The sequence below is a fragment of the Actinomadura sp. K4S16 genome (assembly GCF_008327685.1).
In the GTDB taxonomy this organism is placed as follows: domain Bacteria; phylum Actinomycetota; class Actinomycetes; order Streptosporangiales; family Streptosporangiaceae; genus Spirillospora.
On sequence record NZ_BDDE01000020.1, the window covers coordinates 58,750 to 75,864 of the forward strand.

Here is a 17,115-nt window from a genome sequence, read left to right on the forward strand (position 1 = left end):
GCCGTTTGTCAGAGGCTGGCCGTTGCACGGCTGAGCAGCGGCGCGACACTGCCCTTGAGCGCGATGGCCAAGACCGAACTCAAAGGCGACCGCTGTCGCCCCCTTGGCGACCAGCCGTAGTGCCACGGTGTGGATACCGGTTGCGCAGCTCCGGAGGGCCCTGCCTGGCTACGGCACCACAGTGCGCCCTGTGTTCTGCTCGAAGCAGGAGAGGCCGCGACTCTTGGCCATTTGGACGAGTTCACCCTCGCGCTCCATACGGTTGTCGAAGAGGACCACCTCGACGACTCTCTCCAGGAGGTCCGGTGGCGCGTCAGGATCCGGCTCGAAACCGGCCGGAAAGTCCCCCGGGTTCAGGGGGTACACCTCGTCGGCAAGGTCCGGCCAGCGAGCCAGAACAGCCTGCCGCAGGTCGATCACGGAGGGATCCGGTAGGAGGCAGTTCTCCCAGCCGTCATGCTCACCGAGCATTTCCTGAACAAGGTCGCGGTCTATCTCAGGGTCGGCGCGGTGCCAGAAGTACCAGTGTGCTCGCATGGCCGGACTCTGCCAGATATCGAACGCAGGGACGCGAAGGGGATTGGTTCGCAGCAGAATCCCCTGGTCGTGCGGCAGAGCCGCTGCTCTTTCCCCGGCCCCAACGGGACCTGTTCTCAGCGGCGGACCGGTCTCATTAAGGGTGGCCGTCGGCCAACGCGTAGTGACCCCGTAGGCGGTAGGCTCCCGCAGTGATCAGCACAGAGGCCTCCCAACTCGGCCATGAGGCCGCCCACCGTCTCGCTCGGTTGGGACGCGTCGCGATCTCTGCGGGATTGACCGATGCCGAGTTCGATCGCATCGAGCAGACCTACGGGTTCGAGTTCGCCGACGATCATCGCGCATTCCTCGCCGCCGGACTTCCACTCAATGCGCCGCCAGATTCGGGGCAAGCACGGAAAAATCTTTGGCCTGACTGGCGCAATGGTGATCCAAATGATCTAAGCGAGCAACTCGCCCGGCCGATCGAGGACGCACTCTTCGACATCGAAATGAACGGCGTCTGGCGTCCTGCCTGGGGCAAGCGCCCGACCGACCCCAAGTGCGCTGTCGAGATGGCCCGGCCCTACTTCGAACAGGCGCCGAAGCTCGTACCGATTCGAGGACATCGCTTTCTTCCTGCAGGTCACGGCACCTATGGGCATCCTGTCCTATCAGTCCACCAGACCGACATCATCTTCTACGGCACGGACCTCGCCGACTACATCGATCAGGAATTCGGCAGCTGGAATATCAGTGAGGACTGGGAGCCGCCGCCTCTCGTCCCCTTCTGGAGCGACTTCGTGTAACCAACATCGCGGCCATGTGCCGGATCTGAGAGCCGCCGGCTTTACTTGCGCGCCGTCACCCGGTAACGGTCAGGCCAGCGCACCGCCTCCGACCCGGCGGCCTTGGTCTTCACTGGGGCGACGAAGGGTGGTGTCCTGCGACGGGGCAACTTCCGGCGGGCGTCGCGGTGGGCCGATGCGGTGGCGGCTATCGGTGCTCCGGGCCTGCACTTCATGACCTGCGGCACACGGGCAACGCCCTTGCGGCGCAGAGCGGAGCGAGTCTGCGTGACCTCATGGACCGGATGGGACATGACAGCGTGCGGGCGGCGATGATCTATCAGCACGCGACCTCTGAGGCCGGCATGGCGATCGCCGATGCGCTCAACGACAGGATCACGGCTGCTCGCGCGTCGGACGAGGGCCAGGACGACGACGGTGAGGCCGGGACGCTCGTTCCGGTGGCCTAATGGCCCGCCAATGGCCCGAACGCCCCCGCCCGTGGTCTGGGCGGGGGCGTTTTGGCTGGTGGAGCCTAGGGGATTCGAACCCCTGACACCCGGCTTGCAAAGCCGGTGCTCTACCAACTGAGCTAAGGCCCCTGGTTTCCTGTTGGTTGACCTGCGGTGACGCCGCACGGGCGCGACCGGTGACGATCGTACACCGTGGGAGGAACATGGGCTGTCCGGGCCGGTGGCCGACGGGGCTCAGCGTCTCAATCTTGCTGGCGGGGTCGTGGGGCGGCTCGCCGGCAGCGATGCCGGGGCTGCGTCGGCGGGGATGAGCGCGGTTGGAGGCTTGTGACCGTCGTCCGTGGGAGTGAGGTGGGGCTGCGTCGTCCCTGTGTGTCGTGGGAGGTCGGTCTGCGGCTTCACACTCGGCCGGTTCATTCCTTTTAGGGAGTTGTCGTCATTCCTGATGGGGGCGACGATCCTTCCCCATGAACACGGGACTTGGGATCTTGCTTCCCACCGGTCAGGATCAGTGGGACGACGCTCGGCGGTTGGTCGACTTCGGCGTCCAGGCCGAGCGGTTCGGTTTCGACTCGGTGTGGGCCAATGACACTCTGCTCGGGCCGCGGATCGAGCCGCTGACGATGCTCGCCGCCCTCTCGTCGGCGACCGAGCGCGTCACGCTGGGGACGGCCGCGCTGCTGCCCGCGTTCCGTCGTCCGGTCATGGCGGCTCAGGAGATCGCCTCTATCGATCACCTGTCCGGCGGGCGCCTGATCGTCACGGTGGGGGCGGGCTTTCCGGGCCGGTCGGAGATCGAGTATGCGGTGTCCGAGGTGCCGTGGGAGCGCCGGTTCGGGCGGTTGGACGACACGGTGGCGTTGTGGCGGGCGCTGTGGTCGGGTGAGCGTGCCTTTCACGGCAAGGTGCTGCGCTTCGACGACCTGCCTGAATCCACACCCTCCTACCGGCCGGGCGGCCCGCCGATCTGGCTGGGTGGTGCAAGTCCGTCGGCGCTGGACCGTACCGGACGGCTCTATGACGGGTGGCTGCCCTATCCGCCCGATCCCGCGGACTACCGGGCGGGCCTCGCGGCGGTTCGGCGAGCGGCGGCATCGGCGGGGCGCCCCGATGACGCGATCAGTCCGGCGTTGTTCGTGACGGTGCTGATCACGGAGGATGTGGACGGCGTGGAACGGCGGCTCGACTCGTACTGCCGATCAACGTACGGCCTGCCTTACGAGACGGTGCGGACCATCCAGGCGGTGGTCGCCGGCCCAGTTGAGCGCGTGGCCGCCACGCTTTCCCGCTACACCGCGGCAGGCGCGAGCCAACTCGTCTGCCGCATCGCGGCGCCGTCCCTCGACTCCCAGCTCGTCCAGATGGAACTGCTCGCCAAAACCGTGCGTCCGGCGCTGAGCTGAGGCCCTCCCGGGCGGCTATCCGTGATCGACGGTGGCCGGGGTGTGGAGGACCAGGTCCGGGAGGGTGGTGATGGAGGGGAGGACGTGGGTGGCGCCCGCGGCGAGGAGGCGGTCGTGGTCGTGGGCGCCGGTGAGGACGCCGGCGACGATGGAGGCGCCGGAGCGGCGGCCGGAGAGCATGTCGGCGGCGGTGTCGCCGCAGACGGCGATGTGGCGGACGTCGTCCACGCCGAGGCGGAGGGCCGCGGTCAGGACGAGGTCGGGCCACGGGCGGTCGCGCGGGACGTCCTCGGGGCAGAGGGTCAGGTCGGCGCGGTCCCACCAGCCGAGGGCGTCGAGGATGCGGGCCTGCGTGCCGCGGCCGAAGCCGGTGAGCAGGCACACGCGGACGCCGGCGCCGCGCAGCCGGGCAAGGGCGTCGTCGGCGCCGGGAACGGGTGTGAGGCCGCGCCGGTCGATGAGCTGCTGGTAGGAGTGCTCGAACGCCAGGTGCGCGGCCTGGGCGCGGGGTTCGTCGAAGAGCGAGCGGAAAACGCCGATCTTCGACCCGCCGCGCGTGTCGCGGAAGCGGGCGAGGGCACGGCCGTAGGACGCCGTGCCGGAGACGATCCCCAGAGTGGCGATCGCCTCGGCGAAGGCGGCCTCGACGGTGTCGCCGTCCGCGACGGTGGTCCCGGCGAGATCGAGGCAGGCGAGTGTGATCGGCTCTGCTTCGCTCACGCCGGGGCCTGTCGCCGGTGGATCAGTTGTCGGACGACGTGGCCTCGGTCCACAGGTCCAGCTCGGCGCGGTCCTGCTGGAGCTTGCGCCAGACGGCGAAGCCACCGAGTGCGACGACGGCGAGGACGAGCAGCTTCTTCACGGTGGGACCCCTTCACCTTCGACTATCAAGTCAGAGCCCGGGAACGGCTCATCAGTGTCTGCTTCCCCCAGGCTCTCCGCAGCCTAGCAACCGTTGCCACGCGATCAGCACCGAAGCCCCCTCACCGGACGCAGTCTTTGACGAAGGCCCGCATTCCGCCTCTCGTCCGAACGCCGGAACGGCCGCATAATCCGGGTGGACGACCTTCGGGAGTGCCGATGGCAGAGGACGACTTCGGGCGCTGGGAGCGCGAGTTGGAGTCGGACGCGCAGGACGAGCGGCCGTCCGGGGGCCGCGGGCTGGTCCTGGTCGCAGGGCTGACCGCCACAGCGTGCGCCGCCGTGATCGCGTTAGGCGACGTGCCGCTCGGCACCGCCGGGCTGGTGCTCTCGTCGATCATCCTGCTGCTGTGGCGCATCGGGATGTGATCCGCCATCATCTCGGCATGGATCTGCGCGGAGCGAACGTCCTGGTGACCGGCGCGACCGGCGGGATCGGCCAGGCGCTGGCGAAGGCGCTGGCCGATCGGGGCGCCCGGCTGGTGCTGACGGGGCGCCGGGCGGAGGTCCTGGAACCGCTGGCCGAGCGGCTCGGCTGCCGGGCCATCGTCGCCGACCTGGCCGATCGCGCGACGGCCGAGGGGCTTCTGGACGAGGCGGGCCGGGTGGACGTGCTGGTGGCGAACGCGGCGCTGCCGGCGTCCGGGCTGCTCTCGGAGTACTCGATCGCGCAGATCGACCGGGCGCTGGACGTGAACCTTCGGGCGCCGATCGTGATGGCGAAGCTCGCCGCCGCGCAGATGGCCGATCGTGGCCGGGGGCACCTGGTCTTCGTGTCGTCGCTGTCGGGCAAGGCGGCGTCCGGGCACGCGTCCCTCTACAACGCGACGAAGTTCGGTATGCGGGGATTCGCCCTGGCGCTGCGCGAGGACCTGCGCCCGCATGGCGTCGGAGTCTCGACCGTCTTCCCCGGCTTCATCCGCGACGCGGGCATGTTCGCCGAGGCCGGAGTGTCGCTGCCCCGAGGGGTCGGGACGCGGTCGCCGCGGGACGTGGCGCGCGCGACCGTCCGGGCCGTCGAGCGGGACCTCGCGGAGATCGACGTGGCGCCGCTGGGGCTGCGGATCGGGGCGCTGATCGGCGGGGTCGCGCCCGTCCTGTCGGCGGCGGTGCAGCGGCGCGCGGGCGGGCACCGGATCTCGCAGGGCCTCGCGGACGGCCAGCGCGACAAGCGCTAGCGACAAATCAGCATCTTCCGGCGATAATCCGGGCGGGCCCGCTTGATCAGCGGGAAGAGCCGGCGCAGCGCCCGGGCCGTACCCCGCCCTGCCGCACGCGCCCCCGCGCGAGGAGGTCTGCGCATGCGGACGGGCAGGAAGATCGTGATCGGGACGGCGGCCGCGACCGTCCTGTCGCTGGTGGCGGTGCCCGCGCGGGCGGCGGAACCCGCGGACGCGACCGTGGTGCCGGTGCAGGTCACCGGGGACCCCGCGAAGCGCTTCAACCTGGTCGTGATGGGCGACGGCTACACGGCGGCGGACATGCCGAAGTTCCGCGCCCACCTCGCCGAGCACCTCAACGACCTGTGGACGATCGAGCCGTTCAAGTCGTACCGCAGCTACATCAACGTGTACGCGGTGGAGATTCCGTCCGGCGAATCCGGTGTGAGCTGCGACCCGGCGCTGTCCTCACCGCGCCGCAAGACGCCGTTGAGCATGGCCTTCTGGAGCGGCTGCCGGGATGACGGCATTCAGCGCCTTCTCGTCATGGACTCCGCGGCCGCCAAGACGTACGCGGATCTCGTCCAAGGCACGACCGTGGGGAACCGTCAGATCCTCGCGCTCGCCAACAGCGACACCTACGGCGGTGCAGGGGGCGCCTATGCGACGGCATCCGGAGGCAACGCGATGTCGGCGCTCATCGCGCCGCACGAACTCGGCCACTCCCTGGGTGAGCTCGACGACGAGTACGACTACTACCAGCGGGGCGTCCCTGGGGGCACGTATACCGGTCCTGAGCCCAACTCCATCCACCACACGCTGCTGACTGAGAAGGAGATGACGGCGCAGAAGCAGAAGTGGTGGCGATGGCTCGGTGAGCGGAGCGAGGCCGGGGGCACCATTGGACGCTACGAAGGCGGCCTCTACTCCAGTAAGGGTGTGTGGAGGCCGAGCCGGCACTCGATGATGAAGACGCTCGGCTACTACTACGACCAGGTCGCGCGTGAGCGGATGACCCAGCGGATCTCAGGCAAGGTCAACCTCGTCCAGGCGAACACGCCCACCAACGCCCCGGTGGGCGACGACCGTGTGCTGTGGGTCGAGAAGATGCATCCGAGCGGTCATTCGTTGTCCGTCGCATGGACGGTCGATGGGAAGACCGTCGGGCGAGGCGCGAACCTCGATCTGTCCAGGCTCCACCTTGGGGAGGGCACGCACACGGTTGAGATGACGGTCACCGACCCCACCGGATTCGTCCGCGACCCGGCCATCCGGTCGTCCGCCGCGCTCACGCAGGTGCGGACATGGACGGTCGACACCGGCCTGACCACTCCGCCTGAGAACGTGCCTGTCGATTTCAGCTCGTCCACGCCGACTGACAAGCCCGTGGGGGGCGATTCCGTCGTGTACGTGGAGACGACCCACCCTGTGCAGAGCGCGCCCAAGGTGAGCTGGGAACTGGACGGGCACCGCGTACGCGGAGGCGACCGGGACATCGATCTCGGACGGTTCCGCTTGGCCAAGGGCACGCACACACTCGTCGCACGGGTCGGCTCCAAGAGCCGCACGTGGACGATCGACGCGCAGGCGCCGACAGTGGCCTTCGAGTTGTCCAAGGCGGCCGAGAGCCGGATTCGCCCTGGGCGCACGCCCGAGTACGTCTTCGACGGCCCCTTCACCATGCGGCTCACCGGCGCGGACGACCGTCCAGGCGTGGTCGTCTCCGAGTTCCGTGTGGACGGTGACGGCTGGTTCAACTACTTCGGCTGGCCGACCGACTCGTCCGCGCCCTGGCTGTTCACCGAGAACGGCACGGTCATCGACAGCCTCACCTACGGCAGGCTCGGCAATGGCCGCCACATCATCGAGTACCGCGCGATCGACCCGGCGGGCAACATCGGCAAGCCCGGCAGGTTCATAGCGACCCTCCGCTGACCGAGACCCGCCACGTTCAAAGCCACCTTCCGCCGACCGAGGTCCACCGCGCTCACCGTCTTGGATGGGTCGTACTGATCCACGATTGGCGGCGGGGCCGAGCCGCTCCTTTGCTGGATCGCCTCGGCGGTCGGCGCCTCGGCTCGGCGCCGACCCGGGTGCCTGGCGGCTCAGAGCTCGGGGGCCGGCTCCGGTGCGGGTTTCGCGGCGGGGTCGGGGGCGTAGGCGGTGGCGTCGTTGTCGGGCAGGGGATCAGGGTCGGCGGACGCGGAGCGGCGCGCGGTGGCGAGGACGGAACCGCCGAGGATCAGCACGAAGGACGCGGTGATCGTCCCGGTGAGGGGCTCGTCGAGGAACACGACCCCGGCCACGACCGCCACGGCCGGGTTCACGTAGGTGAACACCATGCCCCTCGACGTGCCGACCTCCCGGATCAGCTCGAAGAACACGATGAACGCCAGGGCCGTGCAGACCAGGCCGAGCGCGACGAGCGCGGCGAGGACCCGGCCGTCGGGCATGGCGCTCGGCCAGGTGGCGACGGCCGGGCCGGTGTAGGCGAGCGCGGCGATCGCCAGCGCGAACGCGGCCATGTGCAGGCTCGGGAGGTCCTGGAGGCGCCGTGTGGCGATCATCGGGGCGATGGCGTATCCGAGCGCGACCAGCATGACCTCGCCGATCGCCCACGCGCTGCCGCCGCCGAGGTGCGGGCCGGCGAGCACGCCCACGCCGGCCAGCCCGACCAGCAGCCCCGCCCAGCGGAGGGGGCCGAGCCGCTCGGCGTCCCCGGTCAGCCGGGCGAGCACCACGCCGATGATCGGGACGGCGGCGATGAGCAGGCCCGTCATGGAGCTGGTCAGCCGGTTCTCGGCGTCCGACAGCAGCGCCCACGGGCCGAGGATCTCGACCGCGGTGAACACCAGGAGCGGGAGCCAGTGGCGGCGGACCACGTCCAGCCGCCCGGCCCTGATCGCCAGCGGCAGCAGGATGAGCGCACCGAGCGCGGTGCGGGCGAACACCACCATGGGGACCGAGACGCTCTCGACCGCCACCTTGATCAGCAGATAGGGGATGCCCCACAGCACGCTCATCAGCGCGAACAGCATCCAGCCACGGCGACTCAACCCGACCTCCGTTCTCATCCGCCTCCGCCTGAGCCCCGCTCCCGGCCCCTGACCGCGGTGTAGCAGGCGCGTCGCTTTCGAAGGGATACGGCCCAGGCACCCGGGGTTTGCCCCGGGACGGACATTCAGGATGTGGTCGGGCGAGTCGGGCTGTCTTGAACGCTGTTGCGGTACGCGCCCGGGGTGACGCCCAGTACGCGGCGGAACCAGCGGGTGAGGTGCGCCTGGTCGGCGAACCCGACGAGGCTCGCCGCCTCGGCGGGACGGTGCCCCGCGTCCAGCAGCGCTCGGGCGCGGGCCACGCGGTGCTGGGCGAGCCATGCGTAGGGCGGCATTCCCATCGCGTCCCGGAAGGCGCGTAGCAGTTGGTAACGCGAAAGCCCAAGGTCGGTGGCGACTTCGGCGAGCGTGGGCGGGGCGACCAGTTCGTCGGACAGGCGGGTCGCGACCGTGCTCGCTATGCGTCCGGCCTCGACCCTGCGGTGGGCCGGAGGCGCCTTCGGGCCGGACACCGCGTGCCGCCGGACGAGCGCGCCCAGCACGCCGAGCAGCCGCGACTCGCCCTCGAGCGGATCGGCGCCGAGCCTCAGGGCGTGGTGGGCGAGGCGGAGCGCCTCGCCGAGCCGCCGGTCGTCGACGATCGGGTTCGCGAAGTGGGGTTCGGCCGGAACCGGGCCGGGCTCCGCGGTCGTCACCGCGCCCAGCAGGTCGGTCGCGGGGTAGAGGCACAGGTAGGCGAAGCCCTCCGGACGCGCCGGACCACCGGTGTGCGCCTCACCCGGCTCGATCACGACGACGCTGCCGGCCGCCGAGTAGATCCTCTCGCCCCGGTAGAGCATCGTCTCCGTGCCGTCGACGGTGACGCCGATGGCGTACTCGTCGTGGGTGTGCGGCGCGTAATGCCGGCGGCCGATGCGGGCCGTCAGCAGGTCGAGCGGCGCGCCCTGGATGCCGCTCACGCGGGTCCACAGCGTGCGGTCGACTCCCCTGGCGTCGCGCGGGCCCCCGCCCACCGCGCGCCGGTCAGGCCGAGAAGACGTGCCGGAGCCGCCAGCGGTCCTCGTCACGGCCGAGCTCCACGACGGCCACGCCCTCCGCGCCGGTCACCCGGAAGCGGTAGACCCTGCCCTCCTGGGCCGATCCGTAGGTCTTCAGCACCGCGTCGACCGCGTAGCGCGCCCCCCGCCACTCGTACGCGGTGAGCCGCCCCGCCGGGTCGTGCTCGGCCCGGACCGGCTCGTTCAGCAACTGCCCCATGCGGGGAGACTAGCACGCGTTCGAACAAATGTTCGCAGGTCGGGACGGCTTTCATGCACGGCCTCGCACCGCCCCCGGACCGATCGGGGCACGGAAACCCCTGTGCCGCCGGGCGTGGCGCGGCGCTCGCCTCCGTGGCGCCGAGCCGAGTCACGCGAGTCATGAACAGACCAACAGAAATCGCCCCCGCCCTCATCCCGCCGTGTCCGGGTCAGGGGGAAAGTGCCGCGTCGGGCCAGGGACCTCCGAGCACCGTCATCCACAGGCTGTGGGCAACCATCGCGCACACCTTCCTCGTCGCCGCAACAGGCGGTCCGGAGGTCGCGTCCACAGGCGGATCCCCAGAACAGCCGGGCTTTCCACGGTCCGGGCGGCCTGTCGGCCGCCGCCCTTCCCAGCATGACCGAGGCGGCCACTCCGTCCACAGAATCCACAACCTGTGGATAACTCTCGTGCACAACCTGGGTACGGCCGCGCGGCTCCGGATCCACATTCTTCCCCAGGTCGCCCCCAACCCGCGCGCTCAGTTGTCCACCTCGTGGAAAAGCCGCTGACCAGCGGGAGAAGGCGCTCCGCGCCGGCATGCTCCACACCCCGTTCACACCCTGTGGGCGAATCCCCTCCACAACCTCGCCGAACCGGTGGACGGCGTTGCCCACAACAATCCCCAACCGCGTCCCCAGCACCGCACATCGGCTTGGGGATGACGAGGGCGAACGCCGCGCCTCCGGCCTGGGCCCGCCCTGAGCTGCGGTACCGCCGGGCACCGCCCCGCACGGCCCCGCCGGTTCCGTCAGCGCGCACCTCGGGTCGGTGGATCCGCGTCGTCGGCGGGGACGGCGGCCTCAAGGTCGGCCAGGCGGCGGAGGTCGTCGGCGAGGCCGGACGAGTCAGACAGGTCGATCGCGCGAGCCTCGGCCATGAGGGTGCGGGCGCGAAGCCATTCCTCCATGTGGACGGCCGCGTCGGTGCGCAGGACGAGAGCCCTCAGCCGTTCGGACGGGGTCAGCGCCTCACCCGAGCGCAGCAGACGGTCGAGAATCCGAGCCGCGGCCCGATGGTCCCCCTTCGACTCGACCAGAAGGGCGGCCATGTGGAAGGCCCGGGCCGTCTCGTCCTCCGGGATGGGCGCATGGCGCGGGTCGTCCGAGATGGCCTGGCCGATGCGGAGTTGGAGCCCATCCGGGTCGGTGAGCAGGAACTGCCGGACGCCGTACGACATGTCCCGCAAGGCACCCAACCGAGGGAGCCCACGGGCCGGGACCCGGCCGAGGGCCTGGCGGAGCCCGCCGCGAAACGCCTCGTAGAGGGCGTCCACCTCCGTGGTGGTGATGTAGCACATGTTCATGGACACGGCCGGGTCATGCTTCTTCCACCCGAAGAACTGCAGCTCCACGTCACCGCGCCGGACCGCGAGGTACGGGTTGGGACGGGTCTGCCAGGTGGACCGCTCGAACCCGAGCGCCCGGTAGAAGTCCCAGGTCAGCTCGATCGACCGGCACGGAAAGATCGGTATCGCCTTCTCGCCCATGGCCGGAGCCTAGGAAGACCGCTCGGCGTTAGTCAAGTTTGATTAGTGCGAGAGTCGCTCCACCTCCGGCTCCAGGACGGGAACAGCGCACTCATCAACGGGCCGGATCGCCGTGCGGACGCGTGGGCCAGGCGGGCGTGAACAGGGGAGGTGGAGCATGATGTGAGGGTGATCGCGGTCACCGGCAGGGCGGCCGCCGGCGCACCGAGGGCGATCTCCAGGGGCGCGGAAAGACCCATGGAGGTCGATCCCACCCTGGCGGAGCGGCTCGGCGGCATCACTCCCGAGCGTGGGGATGATCCCACCGCAAAGTTTTCCACAGGTTGTGGAAAGGAGGCATCCGTGGACTTCAATGAGGACACCGCGACCCGGGCCGTCCAGGACAGTTTCCGTGACACCCCCGACCCGCGGCTCCGCGAGATCCTCGACGCGCTCACCCGCCACCTGCACGCGTTCGTCGGCGAGGTCCGGCCCACGATCCGCGAGTGGGAGCAGGCGATCGAGTTCCTCACCGCCGTCGGCAAGACCTGCACGGACACGCGCCAAGAGTTCGTCCTGCTGTCGGACGTCCTGGGCGTCTCCATGCTGGTGGAGACCCTGAACGAGCAGGAGGGCGGCACTGAGAGCACCGTCTTGGGCCCGTTCCACATGGTCAAGTCGCCCCCGCGCGCGCTTGGCGACAGCATCGACCTGGTCGGAGAAGCACAACCATGCGTGGTGTCCGGGCAAGTCTTGAGCACCGACGGGACGCCCCTACCTGACGCGGAGGTGGACGTCTGGCAGTGCAACGAGAAGGGCTTCTACGACGTCCAGCAGCCGGGGGTGCAACCGTCGGGCAACGGCCGAGGCCTTTTCCACACCGACCACGAAGGCCGGTTCCGCTTCCGGACCGTCCTGCCCAGCCATTACCCGATCCCGACGGACGGCCCGATCGGACGGTTCCTGGAAGCCACCGGACGCCATCCCTACCGTCCGGCGCACATCCATTTCATCGTCCGAGCGGAGGGCCACACGCCACTGACCACTCACGTCTTCGTGGCGGGCAGCCCCTACCTGGACTCCGACGCGGTCTTCGCGGTCAAACAAAGCCTCGTCGTCGATTTTCCGGAGTCGGACGACGCGGAGGCGGCCGCGCGGAACGGCGTCCAAGCCCCGTTCCGGCACGCCGAGTTCGACCTGATCCTGAGCAGAGAGCCGGCGTGACCTTCGGTCCCGCGGATCGGCGCCCACCACCGCCCGCTCCTCCCGCACTGTGACAAGGTTCGAGAGTTGGCGTCGCCCTCGTAGAGCCACAGCGAAACACCGGTTATCCACAACCTGTGGAGAAACACCCCTCCAATCTGGATAACCGTCTCTCGACCGGTCCCGACAAGGCATGATCCAACTGGCTCCGACGCCTGTGCCGCAGCGACTTCGCCAATCGCAGTCCACGTTTCGTTCCACTCCGAGCCAAGAGAGCGTCGCCAAGGGTTTGCCTCAGACCACACATTGGGGACTTCTCAGGCATCCCGACAGATCGCGGGTGGTCGGCACGCCGGGAACCGTCGCAGACAGCGCACACGCACCCTCCTGCACCCGGTGGCAGGAGGCATACGGGGGAAACATGAGCGACCTGATCGCCGTCGCCTACGACGACCTGCCGCACGCCGAGCAGGCGCGCGAAAAGCTCGTCCAACTGCACAAGGAACACATCATCGAGCTGGCGGACGTCGTCATCGTCGAGCGCAGGGAAGACGGCAAGATCAAGCTCCATCAGGCCCGCAACCTCGCCGCGGGCGGTGCGCTCGGCGGCGCCGCATGGGGCGGGCTCATCGGGCTGATCTTCTTCATGCCGCTGCTCGGCATGGCCATCGGCGGTGCCGCCGGTGCCGCCATGGGCGCCTCGGCCGACATCGGCGTCGACGACGAGTTCATGCGCGATCTCGCCGAGAACCTGCCGCCCGGCACGGCGGCCGTGTTCGTCCTGGTCGACAAGCGCAATCCCGAAAAGGCCGTCCCGGAAATGGCGCCGCTGGGCGGCAGGCTCATCCAGACCTCGCTGTCCCCCGAGCAGGAGGAGCATCTGCGCGAGGCCGTCAAGGCCGCCCGCGCACCCCAGCCCGCCTGATCTACCGACTCCACGGCGGGACCTAAGGCGCGACGATGCCGAACCCGCAGATCGCAGTGAAACGCCGAGCCGGTCTGACATCCCGCTCAGCCGGCTCGGCGGCGCGCGACTTTCGCGCACTTCCCTTTGGACCTGGACTTGTCGCCGATGATCCGCACTAACCTCGTCGCGTGAGTGATGACGTCCAGCAGGTTCAGCCGCTCGACTCCGGGATTGCCGAGGAGTGGATTCGCAAGACGGACGAGCCACACCTGCGCGCCGTATCGGCCTCCAAGCTCCGCTCGGGGCCGTTGTGGAGCGTCAGCGTCTGGGTCATGGAGTTCATCCGTACCGACCCCCTCGAATCCGAACTGCGCCGCCGCATCGCGGATGCGCTGAGCGGAGTCAGCGGCGTCACCGGCGTCGAAGAGGAAGACCGCGAAGTGTGGACGGTGATCGGCACTCCAACAGGCAGAGCGCTGGTCGAGGCGGTCGCCCAGGTAGTAGACGACCTGGCCCCCCGTACCCGCAATTCTCTCTAACGGCAGCTCACCGCCGGCCGCCCACCATGGACACACGCCACTACGACTGGCGCGGGACCGTTCAGGGTCTGCGGCCGTGGAAGGTGCGGCGCAGGTCGCTCACCCAGGCGTCGGGATTCTCCCAGGGGATGAAGTGGCCGCCATGTTCGTGTGCGTTGACGTTGACGTGGTTGAACCAGCCGGCCTGCGGGCCGGCCTTGAACGCCCGGACGCGCTCGTCGGCGGTGCGGATGCCGGGCGGGTTCTCGTACGTGACGAAGGTGAGGCCGACCGGGGCCTGCACGACCGGGGTGCCGTCGTGGGCGGGGGCCCAGGGGTAGCGGTTGGCGTTGGCGTAGTAGCGCATCGACGTGGCGATGGAGTTGTTCGCCCAGTAGATCGTGGCGTGGGTGAGCATGTCGTCCTTGCTGAAGACGGACTCGACGTCGCCGCCGTTGTCGCTCCAGGCGTTCCATCGCTCCAGCAGCCAGGCGAGCAGTCCGGCGGGTGAGTCGCTCAGCCCGTGGGCCAGTGTGGCGCCGTCGAGCATGTGCACGGCGAGGTGGGGCGCCCAGCGGTGGTCCATCTCGATGATGCGGGCCCGGACGTCGCCGGGCTGATCGTCGGTGAGGGGCCGGTTCCGGGCGAAGTCCCAGGCGCGGGGCCCGTTGAAGAAGTCGAGCGGCAGCCCGGAGCCGATGTGGATGCCGTACAGCTCGTCGGCGTACTTGTGGCCGAGCTGGCTGGTGACGATCCCGCCGATGTCGCAGCCCCCGGCGGCGTACTTCTCGTATCCCAGCGTCTCCGTCATCAGGGTGTGCCAGAGGTCGGAGACCTTCCAGAAGTTGACGTCCGGGAAGCCGGTGAGCGGACCGGGGAAGCCGAAGCCGGGCAGGGACGGCACGATGACGTCGAACGCGTCGGCCGGGTCACCGCCGAACGCGGCCGGGTCGGCGAGCGGGTCGATCACCTTCGACCAGTGCCAGAACGTCCACGGCCAGCCATGGGTGAGGATCAACGGGATCGGGCGTGGCCCGCGACCGGGCTTGCGCATGAAGTGCACCGGGATACCGGCGACGCTCACCTGGTAGTGCTCGTAGGCGTTGATGGCGGCTTCGGCCTTGCGCCAGTCGTAGCCGTCCCGCCAGTAGGCGACCAGCCCATGGAGATAGCCGTCCGGGACGCCGTAGGACCAGTCCTCGTTCCCCTCGTCCAGCGGCGGACGGGTCGCTGCGAGACGGGCGCGCAAGTCGTCCAGGACCTCGTCGGACACATGGATCGGCGTGGGATCCAGAGGAAAGGCGTGCGGACTGCTCAAGGCGATATTCCTTGTGATGCGGGGAAGCGGTGCCGTCGGCCTTCTGCCGGTTGCTCAGCGTGCCGACAACGCCATGCTGTCCCTGGTCATCCGCCTCCGCAACCAGGCATCGAGGAGGACGACCTCTAGGTCGCGCTTTTTGAGCCGCCGTCCTCCTGCCGCAGGGGCGTTCCGGGAGAAGGGCGCGCGAATCGGACGGTGATGGCCAACCCGCCTTCGGGACGCGCGACGGTGGTGAGGGTGGCCTGGTGAGCTTGCGCGACGGCGTTGACGATGGCGAGGCCGAGACCGTATCCGCTGCGGCCGCCGCTACGGTCCCGCGCCAGTCTCTGGAAGGGCTGGAGGAGGCCGGGGATCTGGTCGTCGCGAATGACCGGCCCACCGTTGATGATCGACAGGATCGCCTGGGTGCCGGAGCTCTGAGTGCTGACCTCCACGTGCCCGCCGGGGTGGTTGTGCCGGATGGCGTTGTCGATGAGGTTGGTGACGAGGCTTTCGACGAGTCCCGGGTCCCCGACCGTGACCGCGGACGTCAGATGTTCGGCGAGGTCGATGCCCCTCTCCCTTGCCAGGTCGCGACGGGACGCGGCCACCGCTCGCACGACCTGGGCGAGGTCGAGGGTGTCGAGGCGGGTCGCCCCGCGCTCGCTGGTGGCCAGGACGAGCAGTGCTTGGACGAGCCGTTCCTGATGTCCGCCGAGGGCGAGGGCCTCCCGGCAGGCCGCGCGCAGGCTGTCGGCGCCGGCGTCGGGGTCGGCGAGGGCGACTTCGAGGAGGGTGCGCAGGCCGGCGAGGGGCGTGCGCAACTCGTGGGAGGCGTTGGCGACGAAGTGTCGTTGGGCGTCGAAGGACGCTTGGAGACGGGCGAAGAGGCCGTCGAGGACGCCGCCCAGCGCGGTCAGCTCGTCGGTGGGTTCGCCGAGGTCGAGGCGGTGGTGGAGGTTCCCCGCGGAGATGGCGGTGGCGGTGGCGGTGATGGCCCGCAGCGGCCTGAGGAAGCGGTCGGCGACGAACCAGCCGGCGGCGAGGGCGACGGGGACGAGGACGGCGAGCGCGACGGCGGAGCCGATGAGGAGCCGGCGCGGACCGATTCCATGCCCGGTGCCGGTGATCGCGCCTGGCGCTGAGCCGTCGATGGGAACGGTCGACTGGACGCCGGCCAGGGGGACGGTGGCGACCGCGAGGACCACGATCCCGGCGACGAAGATCCCCGCGGCGTAGAAGAACGCGAGCCGGACCTGCAAGGACCGCCTGGGGACCCCCTCGGGGCCGCTCATGGCGTCCCGATCCGGTAGCCGCCCTCACGGATGGTCTCGATCACCGGCGGGTCGCCGAGCTTGGCCCGGAGCCGGTGCATGGCGTGCTTGACCGCGGACGTGAAGGGGTCGGCCGCCTCGTCCCAGACCCGCTCGAGCAGTTCTTCGGCGGGCAGGACCAGGCCTGGCGAGGCCAGCAGGCATTCGAGGAGCGCGAACTCCTTCGGGCTGAGCTCGAGGCACCGGCCGGCGCGGAACGCCACCCGGCGAGCAGGGTCCAGGGTGATGTCCCCGCAGGAGAGCGTGGGCGGGACCGGCGGAGCGGAGCGGCGGGCGAGAGCCCTGACACGCGCGACCAGTTCGGCGAAGGCGAACGGTTTGGGCAGGTAGTCGTCCGCGCCGAGGCCGAGTCCGGCGACGCGGTCTTCGATGGTGTCCGCCGCGGTCAGCATCAGCACGCGGCCGGGGAAGCGCTCCCCGGCGAGCCGCCGGCAGATGTCGTCGCCGCCGACGCCGGGCAGGTCGCGGTCGAGGATCACCACGTCATAGCGCGTTACCGCCAGGCGGCCGAGGGCGTCGGCCCCGTCCAGCACGACGTCGACGGCCATACCCTCGCGGCGCAGTCCGGTGCCGATCGAGCGGGCCAGCACCTCGAAGTCCTCGACCACCAGGACTCTCACGGTGAATCACCGCCTGTCGCGGGGGAAGGGCGGCGGGACGGGCCGCCGGTCCGAGGTGCCATGGCGTCAACGATGCCAGGTCGCGGGTTCCAACCAGGTCGCAGCGGCTGAGACCGGGCGGGAACCGGGCGGCGGGTAGAAACGGCCGG

Annotated in this window: 19 protein-coding genes and 1 tRNA gene; 9 read left to right on the forward strand and 11 right to left on the reverse strand. The window is 69.8% G+C overall.

What is annotated here, in order from left to right; all coding sequences use genetic code 11:
- Positions 1-168 precede the first annotated feature (168 nt).
- Complete coding sequence (locus K4S16_RS31680; RefSeq protein WP_149262749.1) at positions 169-537, reverse strand: hypothetical protein; 369 nt, start codon at positions 535-537, stop codon at positions 169-171.
- A gap of 191 nt (positions 538-728) precedes the next feature.
- On the opposite strand from K4S16_RS31680, the gene K4S16_RS31685 reads away from it, so the two are divergent.
- A complete protein-coding gene (locus tag K4S16_RS31685; protein WP_149262750.1) occupies positions 729-1,325 on the forward strand; it encodes a hypothetical protein in 597 nt (198 codons plus the stop codon).
- Between the two features lie 275 nt (positions 1,326-1,600).
- Positions 1,601-1,774: a hypothetical protein gene (locus K4S16_RS45260; protein WP_200842236.1), complete on the forward strand. Its 174-nt coding sequence runs from the start codon at positions 1,601-1,603 to the stop codon at positions 1,772-1,774.
- A gap of 56 nt (positions 1,775-1,830) precedes the next feature.
- Here K4S16_RS45260 and K4S16_RS31695 read toward each other — a convergent pair.
- Positions 1,831-1,906: transfer RNA gene (locus tag K4S16_RS31695), tRNA-Ala, on the reverse strand.
- Positions 1,907-2,244: 338 nt separating this feature from the next.
- Between K4S16_RS31695 and K4S16_RS31700 the strand changes: the two genes are divergently transcribed.
- Positions 2,245-3,180 carry an LLM class flavin-dependent oxidoreductase gene (locus tag K4S16_RS31700; protein ID WP_149262751.1) on the forward strand — a complete coding sequence of 312 codons (936 nt, stop codon included), beginning with the start codon at positions 2,245-2,247 and terminating at the stop codon, positions 3,178-3,180.
- 15 nt (positions 3,181-3,195) lie between these two features.
- On the opposite strand, the gene K4S16_RS31705 is transcribed toward K4S16_RS31700, so the two are convergent.
- Together K4S16_RS31705 and K4S16_RS45980 are read right to left on the reverse strand one after the other, a co-directional pair.
- Positions 3,196-3,900, reverse strand: a complete 705-nt coding sequence (locus K4S16_RS31705) for an HAD family hydrolase (protein WP_200842237.1) — start codon at positions 3,898-3,900, stop codon at positions 3,196-3,198.
- Between the two features lie 22 nt (positions 3,901-3,922).
- Positions 3,923-4,042, reverse strand: a complete 120-nt coding sequence (locus K4S16_RS45980) for a DLW-39 family protein (RefSeq protein ID WP_021592723.1) — start codon at positions 4,040-4,042, stop codon at positions 3,923-3,925.
- Between the two features lie 218 nt (positions 4,043-4,260).
- Here K4S16_RS45980 and K4S16_RS31710 point away from each other — a divergent pair, with 218 nt between their 5' ends.
- From K4S16_RS31710 to K4S16_RS31720, 3 genes are all read left to right on the forward strand, one after another.
- On the forward strand, positions 4,261-4,470 hold the full coding sequence (locus tag K4S16_RS31710; protein WP_149262752.1) for a hypothetical protein: 210 nt from the start codon (positions 4,261-4,263) through the stop codon (positions 4,468-4,470).
- Between the two features lie 17 nt (positions 4,471-4,487).
- Positions 4,488-5,279 carry an SDR family oxidoreductase gene (locus K4S16_RS31715; protein ID WP_149262753.1) on the forward strand — a complete coding sequence of 264 codons (792 nt, stop codon included), beginning with the start codon at positions 4,488-4,490 and terminating at the stop codon, positions 5,277-5,279.
- Positions 5,280-5,402: 123 nt separating this feature from the next.
- Complete coding sequence (locus tag K4S16_RS31720; protein WP_149262754.1) at positions 5,403-7,196, forward strand: M64 family metallopeptidase; 1,794 nt, start codon at positions 5,403-5,405, stop codon at positions 7,194-7,196.
- 170 nt (positions 7,197-7,366) lie between these two features.
- Here K4S16_RS31720 and K4S16_RS31725 read toward each other — a convergent pair whose 3' ends face one another.
- The 4 genes from K4S16_RS31725 to K4S16_RS31740 all read right to left on the reverse strand — a co-directional run bounded on the left by K4S16_RS31725 (position 7,367) and on the right by K4S16_RS31740 (position 11,105).
- Entirely contained in the window at positions 7,367-8,317 is a 951-nt protein-coding gene (locus K4S16_RS31725) for a DMT family transporter (protein ID WP_149262755.1), read from the reverse strand.
- A 125-nt stretch (positions 8,318-8,442) separates the two neighbouring features.
- Positions 8,443-9,384: an AraC family transcriptional regulator gene (locus K4S16_RS31730; RefSeq protein ID WP_149262756.1), complete on the reverse strand. Its 942-nt coding sequence runs from the start codon at positions 9,382-9,384 to the stop codon at positions 8,443-8,445.
- The gene (locus K4S16_RS31735) at positions 9,341-9,574 is read right to left on the reverse strand and encodes a hypothetical protein (RefSeq protein ID WP_149262757.1); all 234 of its coding nucleotides are present in this window, start codon (positions 9,572-9,574) and stop codon (positions 9,341-9,343) included. The genes K4S16_RS31730 and K4S16_RS31735 overlap by 44 nt, the downstream gene beginning before the upstream one ends.
- 793 nt (positions 9,575-10,367) lie before the next feature.
- Positions 10,368-11,105, reverse strand: a complete 738-nt coding sequence (locus K4S16_RS31740; RefSeq protein ID WP_200842238.1) for a VOC family protein — start codon at positions 11,103-11,105, stop codon at positions 10,368-10,370.
- Between the two features lie 342 nt (positions 11,106-11,447).
- Between K4S16_RS31740 and K4S16_RS31745 the strand changes: the two genes are divergently transcribed.
- From K4S16_RS31745 to K4S16_RS31755, 3 genes are all read left to right on the forward strand, one after another.
- Positions 11,448-12,308 carry a dioxygenase gene (locus K4S16_RS31745; protein ID WP_149262758.1) on the forward strand — a complete coding sequence of 287 codons (861 nt, stop codon included), beginning with the start codon at positions 11,448-11,450 and terminating at the stop codon, positions 12,306-12,308.
- A gap of 400 nt (positions 12,309-12,708) precedes the next feature.
- Entirely contained in the window at positions 12,709-13,212 is a 504-nt protein-coding gene (locus tag K4S16_RS31750) for a DUF1269 domain-containing protein (protein WP_149262759.1), read from the forward strand.
- Between the two features lie 170 nt (positions 13,213-13,382).
- Complete coding sequence (locus tag K4S16_RS31755; protein WP_149262760.1) at positions 13,383-13,733, forward strand: hypothetical protein; 351 nt, start codon at positions 13,383-13,385, stop codon at positions 13,731-13,733.
- Between the two features lie 61 nt (positions 13,734-13,794).
- On the opposite strand, the gene K4S16_RS31760 is transcribed toward K4S16_RS31755, so the two are convergent.
- The 3 genes from K4S16_RS31760 to K4S16_RS31770 form a co-directional block, all read right to left on the reverse strand.
- Positions 13,795-15,030, reverse strand: a complete 1,236-nt coding sequence (locus tag K4S16_RS31760; protein WP_149262761.1) for an epoxide hydrolase family protein — start codon at positions 15,028-15,030, stop codon at positions 13,795-13,797.
- Positions 15,031-15,155: 125 nt separating this feature from the next.
- Positions 15,156-16,307 carry a HAMP domain-containing sensor histidine kinase gene (locus K4S16_RS31765; RefSeq protein WP_149262762.1) on the reverse strand — a complete coding sequence of 384 codons (1,152 nt, stop codon included), beginning with the start codon at positions 16,305-16,307 and terminating at the stop codon, positions 15,156-15,158.
- The gene (locus K4S16_RS31770; RefSeq protein WP_149262763.1) at positions 16,304-16,966 is read right to left on the reverse strand and encodes a response regulator transcription factor; all 663 of its coding nucleotides are present in this window, start codon (positions 16,964-16,966) and stop codon (positions 16,304-16,306) included. The genes K4S16_RS31765 and K4S16_RS31770 overlap by 4 nt, the downstream gene beginning before the upstream one ends.
- Positions 16,967-17,115 lie beyond the last annotated feature (149 nt).

What these genes read in the sequence shown, in the direction of transcription:
- K4S16_RS31680 (WP_149262749.1), bottom strand. Translation starts at nt 537, where the DNA reads ATGCGAGCACACTGGTACTTCTGGCACCGCGCCGACCCTGAGATAGAC.
- K4S16_RS45260 (WP_200842236.1), top strand. Translation starts at nt 1,601, where the DNA reads ATGGACCGGATGGGACATGACAGCGTGCGGGCGGCGATGATCTATCAG.
- K4S16_RS31700 (WP_149262751.1), top strand. Translation starts at nt 2,245, where the DNA reads ATGAACACGGGACTTGGGATCTTGCTTCCCACCGGTCAGGATCAGTGG.
- K4S16_RS31710 (WP_149262752.1), top strand. Translation starts at nt 4,261, where the DNA reads ATGGCAGAGGACGACTTCGGGCGCTGGGAGCGCGAGTTGGAGTCGGAC.
- K4S16_RS31715 (WP_149262753.1), top strand. Translation starts at nt 4,488, where the DNA reads ATGGATCTGCGCGGAGCGAACGTCCTGGTGACCGGCGCGACCGGCGGG.
- K4S16_RS31720 (WP_149262754.1), top strand. Translation starts at nt 5,403, where the DNA reads ATGCGGACGGGCAGGAAGATCGTGATCGGGACGGCGGCCGCGACCGTC.
- K4S16_RS31735 (WP_149262757.1), bottom strand. Translation starts at nt 9,574, where the DNA reads ATGGGGCAGTTGCTGAACGAGCCGGTCCGGGCCGAGCACGACCCGGCG.
- K4S16_RS31740 (WP_200842238.1), bottom strand. Translation starts at nt 11,105, where the DNA reads ATGGGCGAGAAGGCGATACCGATCTTTCCGTGCCGGTCGATCGAGCTG.
- K4S16_RS31750 (WP_149262759.1), top strand. Translation starts at nt 12,709, where the DNA reads ATGAGCGACCTGATCGCCGTCGCCTACGACGACCTGCCGCACGCCGAG.
- K4S16_RS31765 (WP_149262762.1), bottom strand. Translation starts at nt 16,307, where the DNA reads ATGAGCGGCCCCGAGGGGGTCCCCAGGCGGTCCTTGCAGGTCCGGCTC.